The 14,805-nt window shown below is 70.5% G+C and carries 17 protein-coding genes; 9 read left to right on the top strand and 8 right to left on the bottom strand.

Annotated elements, in window-relative coordinates:
- Positions 1–3: 3 nt before the first annotated feature.
- The 3 genes from BJY22_RS10250 to BJY22_RS10260 are packed head-to-tail and all read right to left on the bottom strand — an operon-like array spanning position 4 to position 2,703.
- Positions 4–711, bottom strand: coding sequence for a GntR family transcriptional regulator (locus tag BJY22_RS10250; RefSeq protein ID WP_167205615.1), 708 nt, complete (start codon positions 709–711; stop codon positions 4–6).
- A 7-nt stretch (positions 712–718) separates the two neighbouring features.
- Positions 719–1,252: a cysteine hydrolase family protein gene (locus tag BJY22_RS10255; protein WP_167205617.1), complete on the bottom strand. Its 534-nt coding sequence runs from the start codon at positions 1,250–1,252 to the stop codon at positions 719–721.
- Positions 1,252–2,703: a purine-cytosine permease family protein gene (locus BJY22_RS10260; protein WP_167205619.1), complete on the bottom strand. Its 1,452-nt coding sequence runs from the start codon at positions 2,701–2,703 to the stop codon at positions 1,252–1,254. Before BJY22_RS10260 ends, BJY22_RS10255 begins: the two co-directional genes overlap by 1 nt.
- A gap of 215 nt (positions 2,704–2,918) precedes the next feature.
- Between BJY22_RS10260 and BJY22_RS10265 the strand changes: the two genes are divergently transcribed.
- From BJY22_RS10265 to BJY22_RS10275, 3 genes are read left to right on the top strand one after another with little or no spacing between them, the layout of a single operon-like run.
- Positions 2,919–3,476 carry an NADH-quinone oxidoreductase subunit B gene (locus tag BJY22_RS10265; RefSeq protein WP_167205621.1) on the top strand — a complete coding sequence of 186 codons (558 nt, stop codon included), beginning with the start codon at positions 2,919–2,921 and terminating at the stop codon, positions 3,474–3,476.
- A complete protein-coding gene (locus BJY22_RS10270; protein WP_167205623.1) occupies positions 3,473–4,150 on the top strand; it encodes an NADH-quinone oxidoreductase subunit C in 678 nt (225 codons plus the stop codon). Before BJY22_RS10265 ends, BJY22_RS10270 begins: the two co-directional genes overlap by 4 nt.
- Positions 4,147–5,085 (top strand): GNAT family N-acetyltransferase, encoded by a 939-nt coding sequence (locus BJY22_RS10275; RefSeq protein ID WP_337758473.1) that lies wholly within the window; start codon positions 4,147–4,149, stop codon positions 5,083–5,085. The genes BJY22_RS10270 and BJY22_RS10275 overlap by 4 nt, the downstream gene beginning before the upstream one ends.
- Here BJY22_RS10275 and BJY22_RS10280 read toward each other — a convergent pair.
- Positions 5,066–5,893 carry an SDR family oxidoreductase gene (locus BJY22_RS10280; protein ID WP_167205625.1) on the bottom strand — a complete coding sequence of 276 codons (828 nt, stop codon included), beginning with the start codon at positions 5,891–5,893 and terminating at the stop codon, positions 5,066–5,068. The genes BJY22_RS10275 and BJY22_RS10280 overlap by 20 nt on opposite strands.
- A 62-nt stretch (positions 5,894–5,955) precedes the next feature.
- Here BJY22_RS10280 and BJY22_RS10285 point away from each other — a divergent pair, with 62 nt between their 5' ends.
- Positions 5,956–6,903 carry a complex I subunit 1/NuoH family protein gene (locus BJY22_RS10285; RefSeq protein ID WP_238350333.1) on the top strand — a complete coding sequence of 316 codons (948 nt, stop codon included), beginning with the start codon at positions 5,956–5,958 and terminating at the stop codon, positions 6,901–6,903.
- On the opposite strand, the gene BJY22_RS10290 is transcribed toward BJY22_RS10285, so the two are convergent.
- The 4 genes from BJY22_RS10290 to BJY22_RS10305 are packed head-to-tail and all read right to left on the bottom strand — an operon-like array spanning position 6,900 to position 10,331.
- A complete protein-coding gene (locus BJY22_RS10290) occupies positions 6,900–8,102 on the bottom strand; it encodes an FtsX-like permease family protein (RefSeq protein WP_167205627.1) in 1,203 nt (400 codons plus the stop codon). The two genes, BJY22_RS10285 and BJY22_RS10290, sit on opposite strands and share 4 nt — an antisense overlap.
- Positions 8,099–8,764, bottom strand: coding sequence for an ATP-binding cassette domain-containing protein (locus tag BJY22_RS10295; protein WP_167205629.1), 666 nt, complete (start codon positions 8,762–8,764; stop codon positions 8,099–8,101). The genes BJY22_RS10290 and BJY22_RS10295 overlap by 4 nt, the downstream gene beginning before the upstream one ends.
- Positions 8,761–9,813, bottom strand: a complete 1,053-nt coding sequence (locus tag BJY22_RS10300) for a peptidoglycan-binding protein (RefSeq protein WP_167205631.1) — start codon at positions 9,811–9,813, stop codon at positions 8,761–8,763. The genes BJY22_RS10295 and BJY22_RS10300 overlap by 4 nt, the downstream gene beginning before the upstream one ends.
- Before the next feature lie 11 nt (positions 9,814–9,824).
- On the bottom strand, positions 9,825–10,331 hold the full coding sequence (locus BJY22_RS10305; protein ID WP_167205633.1) for a hypothetical protein: 507 nt from the start codon (positions 10,329–10,331) through the stop codon (positions 9,825–9,827).
- A 106-nt stretch (positions 10,332–10,437) separates the two neighbouring features.
- Here BJY22_RS10305 and BJY22_RS10310 point away from each other — a divergent pair, with 106 nt between their 5' ends.
- The 5 genes from BJY22_RS10310 to BJY22_RS10330 are packed head-to-tail and all read left to right on the top strand — an operon-like array spanning position 10,438 to position 14,653.
- Positions 10,438–11,094: a response regulator gene (locus tag BJY22_RS10310; protein ID WP_167205635.1), complete on the top strand. Its 657-nt coding sequence runs from the start codon at positions 10,438–10,440 to the stop codon at positions 11,092–11,094.
- Between the two features lie 8 nt (positions 11,095–11,102).
- Positions 11,103–12,314 (top strand): sensor histidine kinase, encoded by a 1,212-nt coding sequence (locus BJY22_RS10315; protein WP_238350334.1) that lies wholly within the window; start codon positions 11,103–11,105, stop codon positions 12,312–12,314.
- Positions 12,315–12,349: 35 nt separating this feature from the next.
- The gene (locus BJY22_RS10320; protein ID WP_167205639.1) at positions 12,350–12,691 is read left to right on the top strand and encodes a YciI family protein; all 342 of its coding nucleotides are present in this window, start codon (positions 12,350–12,352) and stop codon (positions 12,689–12,691) included.
- Positions 12,688–13,884: a sigma-70 family RNA polymerase sigma factor gene (locus tag BJY22_RS10325; protein WP_167205641.1), complete on the top strand. Its 1,197-nt coding sequence runs from the start codon at positions 12,688–12,690 to the stop codon at positions 13,882–13,884. The genes BJY22_RS10320 and BJY22_RS10325 overlap by 4 nt, the downstream gene beginning before the upstream one ends.
- Before the next feature lie 10 nt (positions 13,885–13,894).
- Positions 13,895–14,653 carry a methylenetetrahydrofolate reductase gene (locus BJY22_RS10330; RefSeq protein WP_167205643.1) on the top strand — a complete coding sequence of 253 codons (759 nt, stop codon included), beginning with the start codon at positions 13,895–13,897 and terminating at the stop codon, positions 14,651–14,653.
- Positions 14,654–14,805: the final 152 nt, after the last annotated feature.

The following is a 14,805-nucleotide window of genomic DNA, read 5'->3' on the forward strand; positions in this document are numbered from 1 at the left end:
GCCTCAGCGGCTGTAGGACAGGCTCAGTTCGTAGTGGTCGGGGTCGAGCAGTTCGTCGGCGTACTCGGCGAAATCGTCCGTCGCGGTCCAGCTGGTGCGGGTGGTGTGCAGGAACCAGGTGCCGTCGGGGCGGTCGAGGAGATCGGCCTCGACCGGCGTGAGCCGGCGGCCGCGGAGGCGTTGCTCGCAGTGGTCGAGGTACAGGCCGGCGCGGTTCAGCGTGACGCTGATCGAGCCGTTGTCGAGGCCGCGTTCGGGCAGGTCCCGCAGGGCCTCGATCGCCGGTATCCGGCTGCGTTCGAGCGAGATCGCCGTACCGTCCGTCAGCTGCCGGACGCGTTCGATCACGATCACCTCCGGCGAGGCGAGATCGTGCCGCTCGGCCAGGGCGTGATCGTCCTCGCGTTCGATCCGGATCGTCCGCATCCGGGTCTCCACCCCCTGCTCGGACAGCGCGTGCGTCCAGCCGAGCCGCCCGTCCAGCGGCTGCCCGTCGAACAGCACGTACGACCCCTTGCCGGTCCGGGTCGCGATCAGCTCGTCCTCGGCCAGTACGGCGAGCGCCGCGCGGACCGTGTTCCGGCTGACCGAGAAGCGCTTCGCCAGCTCGACCTCACCGGGCAGCTGGGCGCCGCGCCGTACGACGCCGGACTTGATCTCGCGGGCGAGGACCCGCGCCACCCGCTCGTGCTTCAGTGTGATGTTCCGCATCGGCCGCTCACTGGTTCAGCGCACGCAGCTGGTCGACGGTGACGATCTCGAGCATCGGCGAGTACAGCCGCATGATGTCGATCGCCTTGCGGTGGCTGGCGTCGTCGGACCCGGCGCACGCGTCCTCGACCACTTGGACGTACACGCCCGCGTCCACCGCGGCCAGCGCGGTCGTGATGACGCAGCAGTCCGTCGTCACACCGCTCAGCACCAGGTGGCCGCCGGTCCCGACCCGCCGCTGTAGGTCGGGCCCCCAGGCGCCGAACGTGGTCTTGTCCAGCGTCTCGGCGCCCTTGAACTCGTCGACCAGTTGATAGGCCTCGGACTCCGGGGGCTGCAGCGCGAACGGGTAGTGCTCGTAGTAGGTCACCCACGAGCCCTCCGGCCGCTTCGGCGCGAGGAACCGGGTGAAGACCGCGTCCGGCGAGAAGATCTCGAGCAGTTGCTTGGTCGGGTCGATCACCCGCTCGAAGTCGGGTGTCGCCCAGCCGGACTCCGGGTCGGCGAAGATGTTCTGCAGATCGATGATCGCGAGCACCATCACGCCTCCTGCTGCCGTACGGCGGACCGGCCGCCGATCACCTGTACGACGAAACCGATCACCAGCGCCACCAGGACGCCGAGGTTCGCGAACGCCCAGGTGCCCTCCTTGCCGCCCAGACCGAACGCGCCGAGCAGGTACCCCTGCCACGTCAGCCAGGACGCGAACGTGTTCGTGACCAGCCCCCAACCGATGCCGGTGGCGACGAGCATCGTCAGCACGGGCAGCCACCGCACGTCGCCGTACCGCCCGCCGGGCCGGTAGAGGTCGTCCTCGGCGTAGTCGCGCCGCCGGGTCGCGATGTCGGCGAGCATGATCCCGCACCAGGCCGCGATCGGTACGCCGAGCGTGATCAGGAACCCCTGGAACTGCCCCAGGAACTCACCGCCGTAGAACACCACGTAGATCGTGCCCGCGATCATCACCAGGCCGTCGATCAGCGCGGCGACGTACCGCTTGACCGGCAGGCCGAGCGACAGCAGTGCGAGCCCGGACGAGTAGATGTCGAGTACGGCGCCGCCGACCAGACCCAGCACCGCGACGATCACGAACGGCACCAGAAACCAGGTCGGCAACGCCTCCACCAGCGCACCGATCGGGTCCGCGCCGATTGCCGTACTCAGATCCTGCGACGAGCCGGCCAGCAACAGACCGAATGTCAGCAGCACGACGGGAGCCACTGCGCCGCCGAACGTCGTCCAGCCGACCACGCCACCGCTCGACGCCCGGCGCGGGAGGTACCGCGAGTAGTCCGCGGCCGCGTTCACCCAGCCGAGGCCGAATCCCGTCATCAGGAAGACGAGTGCGCCGATCATCGACTGCGCGGATCCGTCCGGCAGCGCGGACACCGTGCTCCAGTGGATCTGGTCGGCGACCAGGATGATGTAGACGACCGTGAGTACGCCGGTGACGACCGTGATGACCGTCTGCGCCCGCATGATCAGATCGAACCCGAGAACACCGCAGGCCACGGTCAGCAGACCGACCACGACCAGCGCGATCACCTTCGTCAGGTCGCCGCCGCCCCAGCCGAGCCGCTCGAACACCGTGGCCGTGGCGAGTGTGGCGAGGATCGTCAGCACGGTCTCCCAGCCGACCGTCAGCATCCACGACACCAGCGACGGCAACTTGTTGCCCCGGACGCCGAACGCAGCGCGGCTGAGCACCATCGTCGGCGCCGACCCGCGCTTGCCGGCGAGTGCGACCAGACCGCAGAGCAGGAACGAGAACACCACTCCGATCAGCCCGGCGATCACCGCCTGCCGGAACGAGATCCCGAACCCGAGCGTGAACGCGCCGTAGCTCAGGCCGAGCACCGACACGTTGGCTCCGAACCACGGCCAGAACAACTGCGCCGGGCGGCCCTTGCGGTCCTCGTCCGCGATCACGTCCAGCCCGTAGCTCTCCACGGAGAGCGCCCGGGACTGCTGCACCTCGACCTGGCCTGTCATGGGGCCTCCCGGCCTGGACTGAGGAGCGGAGGGAGCGAAGCGACCGGAGCGACGAGGGAAGGCCGGGAGTTCCAGCCCCATGACCGCCGCGCCGGAGGCGTGGCATTCAACACTTTCATCTCGGCTCCTTCAGAGGACCTGTTCAGTCCTGTTCAATCTCACGGTAGGTCGCGGTGGCGGGGCGGTCAACGAGTGGACCGCACTAGGCTGGGCACATGGCCGAGACCGAGCTGGGGATGCCGACCGTGCGGCCGGCCGTGGGCGCGCTGGCGAAGCTCGCCCCGGAGCCGGTCCGGTACCTGCTGAACTGGGGCCGCAAGTACTCGCTCTGGGTCTTCAACTTCGGCCTCGCCTGCTGCGCGATCGAGTTCATCGCGGCGTCGATGGGGCGGCACGACTTCATCCGGCTCGGCGTGATCCCGTTCGCGCCCGGACCGCGGCAGGCCGACCTGATGGTGGTGTCCGGCACCGTGACCGACAAGATGGCGCCGGCGATCAAGCGTCTCTACGACCAGATGCCCGAGCCGAAGTACGTCATCTCGTTCGGCTCCTGCTCGAACTCCGGCGGCCCGTACTGGGACTCGTACTGCGTGACGAAGGGCGTCGACCAGATCATCCCGGTCGACGTCTACGTCCCCGGCTGCCCGCCGCGGCCCGAGGCGCTGCTGCAGGGCATCCTCAAACTCCAGGAGAAGATCGCCGGGGAGAACGTGACGTCGCGGTACGACGAGCCGTCGGCGGCCGCACTCACCCGCGGTCTGGTGCAGCCTTGAGCGCGGACGCCCTGGAGGCGCTGACCGGCGCGGGGATCGCGGCCACCCAGTCGGACAGCTTCGGCCCGGCCGCGATCGACGTACCGCCGGAGTCGTGGGTCGCGGCCCACGAGGTACTGCGGGACGCGGTCGGCTTCACGTACTTCGACTTCCTGAGCGCGTCCGACGAGCTCACCGACGGGTTCCGGGTGGTGTCGCATCTCGCGGACTTCTGGGGCGGATCGCATGTGGACCACGTCCTGGTGCGGACCCTGGTGCCGCGCGACAACGCCGTACTGCCGTCGCTGACCGACCTGTACGCCGGGGCGAACTGGCACGAGCGTGAGACGCACGAGATGTTCGGGATCGGCTTCGACGGGCATCCGAACCTGACGACGCTGCTGCTGCCGGACGAGTTCGAGGGGCATCCGCTGCGGAAGGAGTTCGTGCTCGCGTCGCGGGTAGCGAAGCCGTGGCCGGGGGCGAAGGAGCCGGGCGAGTCCGAGCACGCGCCGGCCGGCGCCCCGAGCCGTCGCCGGACCTTGCCGCCCGGCGTCCCCGATCCCGAGAGCTGGGGGCCGCGCCCGCCCGGATCGCCCGACCCCGATCCGCTGGCCCCGGCGCAGGCCGCGTCGGCCCCGGCCCGTCCACGTCGTGCCGGCGGCGAACGCCGTACCCGGAGGCAGTCCGAGTGATCCCGCGGGCCGAGGAGCTGGCGCGCTACACCCTCGAGCGTCAGCATCCGCTCACCCGCACCTGGGTCGACGACGCGCGCCGGCTGGCGATCCTGACCGAGGAGCACGCGGCGCTCGACATCCTGCTGGCCGAGGACCTGGAGATCGCCGCCCAGCGTGCGCAACGGCTGACGCCCGGCAAGCCGGCCGAGTCGATGCTCAACCGTTGGGTTGCTGTCGGCAACGATCTGCGGGTCATGTTCGGCCTGCGGTTCGAGAACCTGGACCCGGCGAAGCCGTTCGTCGACGCGACGCCGATGACCCGCTCGCCGGAGCCGCGGGACCTGCCGGGGCTGGCCGCGGCGGCGCAGGAGCACTACGGGATCCACCGGCCGCGGTACGTCCGGCTGTGGAGCGCGGAGCCTGGCGTCGAGGGGACGGTGCCGGACCGGCGCTTCCTGGCCGCGCCGATCAGTGAGCTGCAGCCGTCCGGCGTACCGCCCGGCCTCGCGCTCCGGCCGGCGAAGGCCGTCGACCACTACGAGGAAGCGCTGCGCGCGTACGCCGACGTGGACGCGGACCATCCGCATCATCGCGAGGAGGCGACCCTGCAGGACCTGGACGACCTGCAGGAGTCGGCGGACGACGGCCTGCTGTTCGACGTGACGGTGCACGGCGAGTGGGCCGGGTACGCCGCCGCGATCATCAAGCCCGACGACGCCCTCGGCCTGCCCGCGTACGTCGTCCGCGAACTCGTCCTGGCCAAACGCCACCGCGGCCACGGCTACGGCCGGCACCTGAGCGCCCTCCTCGCCCAGGCCCTCCCCGACCCCACCCGCATCCTCATCGGCACCATCCACTCCGCCAACCACAGCGCCCGCACCGCCGCCCTCCAAGCCGGCCGCCACGACGTCGGCGGCTGGCTCCAACTCCCACTCAGTCCCGCGGGGGCCTGAACTCGTCCGCGTGTTCGGTGGCCCAGTCGTCGAAGGTGAGGGCTGGGCGGCCGGTGAGCTCGGGGATTGTGGTGGTTACTGGTTCGGGGGTGTCGACGAGGGAGGCCCAGTAGGCGACCGCGCTGTCGGCGAGGGCCGGGTCGGCGCCCATCTCGAGCATCGCCTGGCGTGCTTCGGTGTCGGACTGGGCCTCGACCCGCACCTGTTTGCCGATCGTCCGTGCGATGGTCTGGATCTGCTCCGCCTGGGTCAGGACCTCGGGTCCTGTCAGGTCGTAGATCTGACCGATGTGCCGGTCGTTCAGGAGGGTGAGTACGGCGACCGCGGCGATGTCTCGTTCGTGGATCAGCGACCGGCCTGCCTGCGGTGACGGGACCCGGACGACGTCGCCGGCGTGGAACTGAGGAGCCCAGCTCTGCGCGTTGACCGCGAACCCGCCCGGGCGGACGAACGTCCACTCCTTGCCGGCGTGCTGCAGCAGTTGCTCGACGTCGCCCCACACCCCGCCCGACGGCGCGTTGAGCGAGGACAGGTAAACGACCCGCCGGGGAAGTTCCGGGACGATCTTCTCCGCTCCCGTGGCGCCGTACGACGGCCACAGCAGGAACGCCGCGTCCGCGTCCTTCGCGGCTCGGCGTACGGCGTCGGGGTCGTAGATGTCGCCCTGGATCAGCTCGACGTCGGGCGGGAAGCCGGCGAGTTCCGGCGTACGGACAAGGGCTCGGACGGTGACGCCCGCGGCGCGCAACCCGGCGACCACGTGGCGGCCGACGCGGCCGGTGGCTCCGGTGACAAGAATCGTTCTCATGTCGACCACCCTCCAACCTCAACGTTGGTTCAGGTCAAGCCGGACGCACTAGGCTGGCCGACATGCTGGAGTTCGTGGTGCGAGTGGTGGGCGTTCTGGTCGCCTTCCTGGTGGCGCCGTTGCTGGTCGGGCAGGCCGAGCACAAGGTGATGGCGCACATGCAGTCACGACTCGGGCCGATGTACGCCGGTGGGTTCCACGGCTGGGCGCAGCTGGTCGCGGACGGGGTGAAGTTCGTCCAGAAGGAGAGCGTGGTCCCGGCCGCCGCGGACAAGCGGGTCTTCGAGTGGGCCCCGATCGTCGCGATCCTGCCGTACCTCGCCGCGCTCGCCGCGATCCCGCTGGCGCCGGGCATCGTCGGCGCGGAGCTCGACTCCGGACTGTTCTTCGTGCTCGCGGTGATGAGCATCGGCGTTCTCGGATCGCTGATGGCGGGCTGGGGCAGCGGCAACAAGTACAGCCTGCTCGGCGGGCTCCGGGTCGCGGCGCAGCTGATGAGTTACGAGCTGCCGTTCGTGCTGTCCGCGGCGAGTGTCGCCGTCGCGGCCGGGTCGTTGAGCCTGACCGCGATCGGCCACGCCTGGAACCCGTGGTGGTTGCTGTGGCAGCTTCCCGGTCTGGTGGTGTTCTTCATCGCCGGTCTCGCCGAGCTCCAGCGGCCGCCGTTCGACATGCCGGTCGCGGACTCCGAGGTGATCTTCGGGCCGTACACGGAGTACACCGGTCTGCGGTTCGCGATGTTCCTGCTCGCCGAGTACGCCGGGATCGTGGTCCTCGCGGGGCTCACCACAGTCCTGTTCCTCGGCGGCTGGAGCGGCCCGGGGCCGGAGTCGATCGGCTGGATCTGGGCCATTCTGAAGATCGCGCTCGTGTCGGTCGTGGTGATCTGGGTGCGGGTCTCGTTCCCGCGGATGCGTGCCGACCAGTTGCAGAAGCTCGCGTGGCAGGGCCTGGTGCCGGTGGCGCTGCTGCAGCTGGCGCTCACCGGCATCGGCGTCGTGCTGTTCTAAGACGTCGCCAGGGCCTCGGTGGGGGAGAGGCGGGAGGCGCGGATGGCCGGGTACAGGCCGGCCAGGCCGCCGATCACCAGCGTGGCCGTGACACCGCCGGCGAGCGCCCAGACCGGGATCACCGTCAGCCAGTTCTGGTACGACGCGTACGCCGCGGTGACCGCTGTTCCGAGGAGTGCGCCGCCGAGGCCGCCGAGGGTGGACAGCAGCAGCGACTCGGTCAGGAACTGGGTCCGGATCTGGCCGCGGGTCGCTCCGAGCGAACGGCGCAGACCGATCTCGGCGCGGCGTTCGAGCACCGAGATCACCATGATGTTCGCGACCCCGACACCGCCGACGAGCAGCGCGACCGCGCCGAGACCGAGCAGCAGGCCGGTGAACGCCTGGCCGGCCGCCTGCTTCGCCGCGAGGGCGTCGGACGGGCGCGAGACCTCCACCTCGTTCGGTGCCTCCGGGTTGGCCGTTGCCCCGAGCACCGCTCGGACGGCACCCACCTGAGCGTCGTCCGAGCGGGTGTAGATCGTGGTCGGGTGCCCGTCGAAGGACAGCTTCCCGCTGGCCGCGGGCCAGCCCATCAGCGCGGCGCTGTCCAGCTCGGGGGCGAGGGCGGCGGGTTCCAGGATGCCGAGCACGGTGAACCAGGTGTTGCCGATCAGGATCTGGGCGTCCGGGCCGGCCTTCGTGATGCCGAGCCGTTCGGCGGCGGCCGCACCGAGGACGGTGGCCGGGTAGGAGCCGGTCGCGGCGTCGAGCCATTTGCCGCTGGCCACGGTCGCCCCGATCGTGTCGAGCAGGTTGGTGCGGGCGGCGTACGGAATGATGCCGTTGGTCTGGACGTCGGGGATCTTGCCGGTCCGGTAGACCGACGCGTCGTCGACCTTGCCGATCGCGGACTCGGCGCGCACCGGTGCGATCCGGCGGACCATGGCCTCCGCGGTGAGCGGGAGCTGGGCCTGTTCGCCGGTCAGCCGGGTGCCGGGCGTGACGGTCAGCAGATTGGTGCCCAGGGCATCGAGCTGGCCGTCGAGCTCGGCCCGCGAGGACGACGAGATACCGACCACCGCGACCATCGCGGCGATCCCGATCGCGATGCCCAGCGCGGACAGGAACGCGCGCATCGGGCGGGTGCGCAGACCGACCGCTCCGACCCGGACGACGTCGCGCAGTCCCAAGGTGGCGGGCCTGAGTTCGCCTTTCACGACCGGACCTCCTCGACGACTCGTCCGTCGCGCATCCGGATCTGGCGGGGGAGTGACGCGGCGATGTCCCGGTCGTGCGTGATCACCACGACCGTCGTACCGGCGGCGTGCAGGTCCCGCAGCAGCTCCATCACGCCGGCTCCGGACGCGGAGTCGAGCGCTCCGGTCGGCTCGTCGGCCAGCAGTACGGCGGGTTCGCCCGCGACCGCCCGCGCTACGGCGACCCGTTGCCGTTCGCCGCCGGACAGCTCGTGCGGCTCGTGATCGAGCCGGTGCGCGAGACCGACCCGTTCCAGGGCGGCCGCCGCACGCTTGCGCCGTACCGAGAGCCGCAGGCCGGAGTAGAGCAGTCCGTCGGCGACGTTGTCGACCGCGCGGACACCGGACGCCAGGTGGAACTGCTGGAACACGAACCCGATCCGGGTCGCCCGCAGCGCGGAGAGTCCGGCGTCGGACAGCCGCGCCACGTCGTACCGGTCGATCCGCACCGAGCCGGAGGTGGGGCGGTCGAGGGTGCCGAGAACGTTCAGCATCGTGGACTTCCCGGACCCGGACGGGCCGACGATCGCCACGAGTTCGCCGCGGTCGATGCGCAGGCTGACACCGCCGAGTGCGGTGACGCCGCCCGGGTACACCTTGGTCACCTCGGTCAGCTCGATCACTTCGGGACCCCCACCGTGGTGCCGGCCTTGATGCCGGAGCCGCTGATCTCGACCTGGCCGCTCGCGAACAGGCCGGTCTTCACCGGGACGTACTGCGACGTCGTGCCGTCGGTGACCTCGACACCGAAGCCGCCTTCGCGCAGCGCGACCAGGGCCGCGACGGGAACGGTCAGCACGTTCTTGCGTTCCGACGCGGTGAAGGTGACGTCGGTCGCGGCCGACGACCAGGCCGCCACCGCCTTCTGGTCGGCGACGGAAACGATCACCTCGATCTTTGTTTCCGGATCCTTGTCCTGGCTTTCCGCCGGAATGATCGCCGTGGAAACTTTCTGGATCTTTCCGGCCACCGTTTTCCCGTCCGGCAGCGCGACCGTGACCGCCGCGTTGAGCGTGGCGAGCCGCTGGTCGGTCGCGTCCAGCTGCACGGTGACGGCCCGGGTGGTGCCGGTGTAGTTGAGCACCGGCTGGTTCGGCCCGAGCGGCGAACCTTCCTGGGCCTGCACACTGTCGACCCGGATGTGGCCGGGTGCGAACAGCACGCTGCCCAGCTCGACCACGCCCGTCTCGTCCAGGCCGAGATCTTCCTGCCACTCCTCGACCGCGGCGGCCGTCGCGTCGGTGTACTCGTCGTCCACGGTGAACCCCGTGTACCCCATCGCCTGCAGGTTCTGCTCGAGCTGCAGGACGTCGGTCCCCTCGGTCCCGATCGTGAGCCTGCGGTACGCCGGGAGCGCGCCGTACAGCAACGTGGTCGGCTTGTTGTCGATGCTGTAGACGGTGTTGCCGCGCCGGAGCTCCTGCCCGCTGTCGGGGACGGCGGTGACCGTCCCCGCGACCCGGTTGACCGCCGAGGTCGTGGTGCCGAACCCGAGCCGGCCGTCCTCGGTCTCGGTGTCCTTCAGCGTCTGCTGCGTGACCTTCGCGGTGTTGACCGGCAGCGCCTGGGCGGCCGGGTTCGCTGCCTGACTGGTGTCGCCCCGGTTCACCAGGAACGCGCTGGCCGCGCCCCCGGCGGCCAGGACGACCGCAGCTGTGAGTGCCTTGCGCATCGTTCGACCGCTCACCGGGCGGCCAGGATGCTCTGGCAGGCGTCCTGCGCCTTCTGGAAGTCAGGATCGTCCGCGACGCCCGGGCCGATCATGATTCCGCGCTGGTCCGGCTTCGGGTCCGGAAACTTCTCGACACCGTTCTTGCGCATGCATTCGGCGTACTTGCGACCGTTCTCCTGCTGCTGCGGGTTGGGGCTGCCGCCCGCCTGCGGGTCGTACTCCCGGCAGGCCTCCATGGCCTTCTGGACCTTCTCCTGGGTGACGCCGGAGTTCCGGTCGAACTTCAGCATCGGCCCCTTGCCGGGCTCCGGGTCCGGGACGTTCAGCCCGTTCTCCCGCAGGCACTGGGTGAACTTGACGGCCATCTCGTCCCGGCTGAGGCTGGCCGGCGCGCTGCTCGGCGCCGTCGACTGCCCGCCGCCGCCGGAGGCGACCTGGGCGTCGGGCTGGTCCGCGCCGCAGCCGGCCAGGATCAGGCCGGCCGCCAGGACGGAAACGGCCAGAATGGTGTTGCGCATGGGGTGCTCCTCTCGTTTCCGGAAACCTTTCTCGATCGGCCGTTTCTCAGCTGTTTCCAAGTTCGGAAACAGCGTGGAAACAGGAACGTCGGGGATCATGGGGCCCGTGCGGGTACTGGTGGTCGAGGACGAGCCGTTGCTGGCGGCGGCGATCGCGGAGTGGTTACGCGACGACGCCCACGCCGTCGACGTGGCCGGTGACGGCGGCGCGGCGCTGGAGCGGTTGTCCGTGAACGAGTACGACGTCCTCGTCCTGGACCGCGACCTTCCGGTCGTCCACGGCGACGACGTGTGCCGCCGGCTGGTGGCGTCCGGCTCGGACACGCGGGTGCTGATGCTGACCGCGGCGGCCGCCGTGACGGACCGCGTGGAGGGTCTCGGCCTGGGCGCGGACGACTACCTGACCAAGCCGTTCGCGTTCGCCGAGCTGGCGGCCCGGGTCCTGGCGCTGGGGCGGCGCAGCCGTCCCGCCGATCCGCCGGTACTGCGGCGCGCCGGGCTCACGCTGGATCCGGCGCGGCACGAGGTGTTCCGCGACGGCCGCTACGTGCCGCTGTCGAAGAAGGAGTTCGCCGTACTCGCGGAGCTGCTGCGGGCCGACGGCGCGACCGTGTCGGCCGAACAACTGCTGGAGAAGGCATGGGACGAGCACGTGGACCCGTTCACGGGAGCGGTGCGGCTGACGATCCTCAAGCTGCGCCGGAAACTGGGCGAGCCGGGAGTCGTCGAGACCGTCACCGGCGTCGGCTACCGCATTCCATGAAGGGTCCTATGAAGCGCCTCTCGCTGCGAGGCCGGCTGACGCTGCTGTACGGCGGTCTCTTCATGGTCGCCGGCGTACTCCTGCTCGGGGTGACGTACGCGCTGTTCACCGCGAACCTCGGCCAGCGGTACCAGGTGATCGTGAAGGGGACGTACCTGAGCCCGAGCCCAGGACCGGGCCGGCCGGCGCCGCCGACCAACGACGTGTACGTGATGAACAAGGAGGGCGCCGTCCTCACCGGCTCGGACGCGGAGCGCGTGCTGGCGGAGCAGCGCGAACAGGTACGGCAGGCCGCGGTGAAGTCGATGCTGACCCAGGGCAGTATCGCGCTGGTCCTCGTCGGCGGGGTGGCGGCGGGGCTCGGCTGGCTGGTGGCCGGCCGGGTCCTGGCGCCGCTGCACCGGGTGACCGACACGGCCCGGCGGATCGCGGCGTCACCGGCCGCGTTGCACGAGCGGATCGCGCTGCGCGGCCCCGACGACGAGGTGAAGAACCTCGCCGACGCGTTCGACACGATGGTCGAGCGGCTGGACCATTCGTTCGACGGCCAGCGACGGTTCGTCGCCAACGCGTCCCACGAGCTGCGAACCCCGTTGACGCTCGGCCGCGCGCTGGTGGAGGTCGCGATGCACCGTCGTACGGCGACCGCGGACGTGCGGGAACTGGGCGAGAGCCTGCTGACCATCAACGCCCGGCACGAGCAACTGATCGAAGGGCTGCTGATCCTCGCGGACTCGGAGAAACAGCTGACGACGGTCTACCCGGTGAATCTGAGCGACGTCGTCACGCACGTCTGCGGTCAGCTCAGCTCCGAGGCAGGTACGGCAGGGATCGAGCTGATCCGCGGGCCGGGGGATGCCCCGACGCGCGGTGACGCCCTCCTGCTCGAGCGTCTCGTCCACAACCTGGTCGAGAACGGCATCCGGCACAACCTCGCCTTCGGCGAGCGGTGGGTCCGGGTGATCAGCAAGACGGTCGGCGACCAGGTACAGGTCGTCGTGACGAACACGGGGCCGGAAATTCCGCCGTACGAGGTGGAGAGTCTGTTCAAGCCGTTCTACCGGCTGGGCGCCGAGCGCCTCGTCGGCGGCAAGGGTGCCGGGCTGGGGCTGTCGATCGTGCGGTCGGTGGCCGAGGCACACGGTGGCACCGTGACCGCGGTACCGCGCGCCGGCGGCGGACTGGAAATTACTGTGGTGTTGCCTGTCGATCCGGGCTGAGGGCGTTCGTGTCGATGACGAGAAGGAGGCAGACGATGAACCAGTACATGCTCAGCATCTACCAGCCTGACGGGCCGCCGCCCGAGCCCGAGATCCTGGACCCGATCATGCGCGACCTGGCGGCCCTGAACGCCGAGATGCGGGAGGCCGGGGTCTGGGTGTTCGCGGCCGGTATGCACCCGCCGGAGACCGCGACCGTGCTGAGGGCCCAGGGCGACGAGGTGCTCGTCACGGACGGGCCGTTCACCGAAGGCAAGGAGCACCTCGGCGGGTTCACGATCATCCAGGCGGAGGATCTCGACGCCGCGCTGCACTGGGCCCGCCGGCTCACCGCGATCCTCCGCCTCCCGGTAGAGGTCAGGCCCTCGCAGTCGTGACCCCCGATCTCGCCGGGATCTTCCGGGCCGAGCACGGGCGGGCGGTCGCCGTGCTCGCCCGGGTGTTCGGCGATCTGGAGATCGCGGAGGACGCCGTCCAGGACGCGTTCGCCGCGGCGGTCGAGAAGTGGCCGGACAGCGGCGTACCGCCGAGCCCGGCCGGATGGATCATCACGACCGCGCGGAACCGCGCGATCGACCGCCTGCGCCGGGAGTCCGCGCGGGCGGACAAACACGCTCAGGCGGCGCTCCTGCACGCCGAGGCCGAGCCGGTGGAGGAGGGTGCCGTGCACGACGACAGGCTGCGGCTGATCTTCACCTGCTGCCACCCGGCGCTCGCCCTGAACGTGCGGGTCGCGCTCACGCTACGGATGCTCGGCGGCCTGACCACAGCCGAGATCGCGCGCGCGTTCCTGGTGCCGGAGCCGACGATGGCGCAGCGCCTGGTCCGCGCGAAGTCCAAGATCCGTGCCGCGGGCATCCCGTACCGCGTCCCGTACGAGGCGGATCTGCCCGAGCGGCTGCGCGGCGTACTCGCCGTCGTCTATCTGATCTTCAACGAGGGGTACGCCGCGTCGTCCGGCGAGACCCTCGTCCGCGACGACCTGGCCGCCGAGGCGATCCGGCTCGGTCGCCTGCTGGCCGAACTGATGCCCGACGAACCCGAGGCCGTCGGCCTGCTCGCCCTGATGCTCCTCCAGCACTCCCGTCGCCCGGCCCGCGTCGCCCCCGACGGCACACTGATCCGCCTCCGCGACCAGGACCGCGCGCTGTGGGACCGCGCGCTGATCGAGGAAGGCCACGCCCTCGTCCGCCAGTGCCTGCGCCGCAACCGTCCCGGCCCGTACCAGCTCCAGGCCGCCGTCAACGCCGTCCACGCCGACGCCGCAACCCCCGACGCCACCGACTGGCCGCAGATCCTCCAGCTCTACGACCACCTGCTGACCCTGGATCCCACGCCTGTCGTAGCCCTCAACCGGGCCGTCGCCGTCGCCGAGGTCGAAGGTCCCGCCGCCGCGCTCACGCTCGTCGACGCGCTGCCGCTCGACTCCTACTACCTCTTCCACGCGATCCGCGCCGACCTCCTCACCCGCCTCGGCCGGACCTCCGAAGCACGCACGGCCTACGTGGCCGCCCTGTCCCTGGGCCCGAACCAATCCGAACAGAAGTTCCTGAGGGACCAGCTTCGGTAGAGTCCCCGGCGTGCCGGGATTCGAACTGATCTGCGAGGTGGAGCCGCCGACGCGACCGGACCTGAAGAAGGTCCGGCACCAGATCGGCGTGATGAGCGCCGTCGCGGACGGTTTCCTGATCCCCGACAACCACATCGGGCGGGCGACCGTGTCGAGTGTCGCGGTGGCGAACGAGGTGCAGCTGATGGGCGCCCGCGGCATCGCCTGTCTCAACTCCCGGGACCGCAACCTGCTCGGTTTCCGCCGCGATCTGCTGACCGCGGCGGCGTACGGCGTCGAGCAGTTCCTGTTCGTCCACGGCGACGACCCGGCGGAGGGTGCGCGGACGAGTCAGTTGACGGTACGCCGGATGATCGAGCAGACCCGCGAGACGTCGTACCCGGGCTGCAACCCCTTCAAGGTCGGCGCCGCCACCCGCCTCACCAAGGTCCCGCGCTGGAAGGCCGAGGCGGACTTCCTGTACGTCCAGGTCAGCTACGACCTCGACGAACTGCTCCGCTGGCGTGACTCGGCCGACGTCGAGATCCCGGTGTACGCCGGGGTGATGGTGCTCGCCTCCGCGCGGATGGCCCGCAACCTCGCCGGGCTGCCCCAGCTCACGATCCCGCCGAGCCTGATCGAGGCGGTGGAGTCCGACCGCGACGCCGGCGTCGACCACGCCTGCGAGCAGATCCTGAAGATCCGTGACTCGGGAGCGTTCGACGGCGTTCACCTGATACCGGTCAGCCGCTACCGCCAGGTCACGGCCCGCCTCGAAGGCGAGCTGTAGCGGCGGCGAATCGGCTAGTGTCCTGCTTAGAGACGGGAGGTGGAGTATGGGGTTGCCTGGCAAGGGCCTGGTCGAGGGGTTGAAGGTCACCGCGAGGACCCTGGCCCGTCGGTCCGTCACCGAGCAGTATCCGGACGTTCTGCCCGAGTTGC

It is taken from the genome of Kribbella shirazensis, assembly GCF_011761605.1.
Classification (GTDB): Bacteria; Actinomycetota; Actinomycetes; order Propionibacteriales; family Kribbellaceae; genus Kribbella; species Kribbella shirazensis.

Coding starts and splice junctions, on each gene's coding strand:
- BJY22_RS10255 (WP_167205617.1), bottom strand. CDS start 1,252: ATGGTGCTCGCGATCATCGATCTGCAGAACATCTTCGCCGACCCGGAG.
- BJY22_RS10260 (WP_167205619.1), bottom strand. CDS start 2,703: ATGACAGGCCAGGTCGAGGTGCAGCAGTCCCGGGCGCTCTCCGTGGAG.
- BJY22_RS10280 (WP_167205625.1), bottom strand. CDS start 5,893: ATGAGAACGATTCTTGTCACCGGAGCCACCGGCCGCGTCGGCCGCCAC.
- BJY22_RS10250 (WP_167205615.1), bottom strand. CDS start 711: ATGCGGAACATCACACTGAAGCACGAGCGGGTGGCGCGGGTCCTCGCC.
- BJY22_RS10285 (WP_238350333.1), top strand. CDS start 5,956: ATGCTGGAGTTCGTGGTGCGAGTGGTGGGCGTTCTGGTCGCCTTCCTG.
- BJY22_RS10300 (WP_167205631.1), bottom strand. CDS start 9,813: ATGCGCAAGGCACTCACAGCTGCGGTCGTCCTGGCCGCCGGGGGCGCG.
- BJY22_RS10320 (WP_167205639.1), top strand. CDS start 12,350: ATGAACCAGTACATGCTCAGCATCTACCAGCCTGACGGGCCGCCGCCC.
- BJY22_RS10305 (WP_167205633.1), bottom strand. CDS start 10,331: ATGCGCAACACCATTCTGGCCGTTTCCGTCCTGGCGGCCGGCCTGATC.
- BJY22_RS10265 (WP_167205621.1), top strand. CDS start 2,919: ATGGCCGAGACCGAGCTGGGGATGCCGACCGTGCGGCCGGCCGTGGGC.
- BJY22_RS10315 (WP_238350334.1), top strand. CDS start 11,103: ATGAAGCGCCTCTCGCTGCGAGGCCGGCTGACGCTGCTGTACGGCGGT.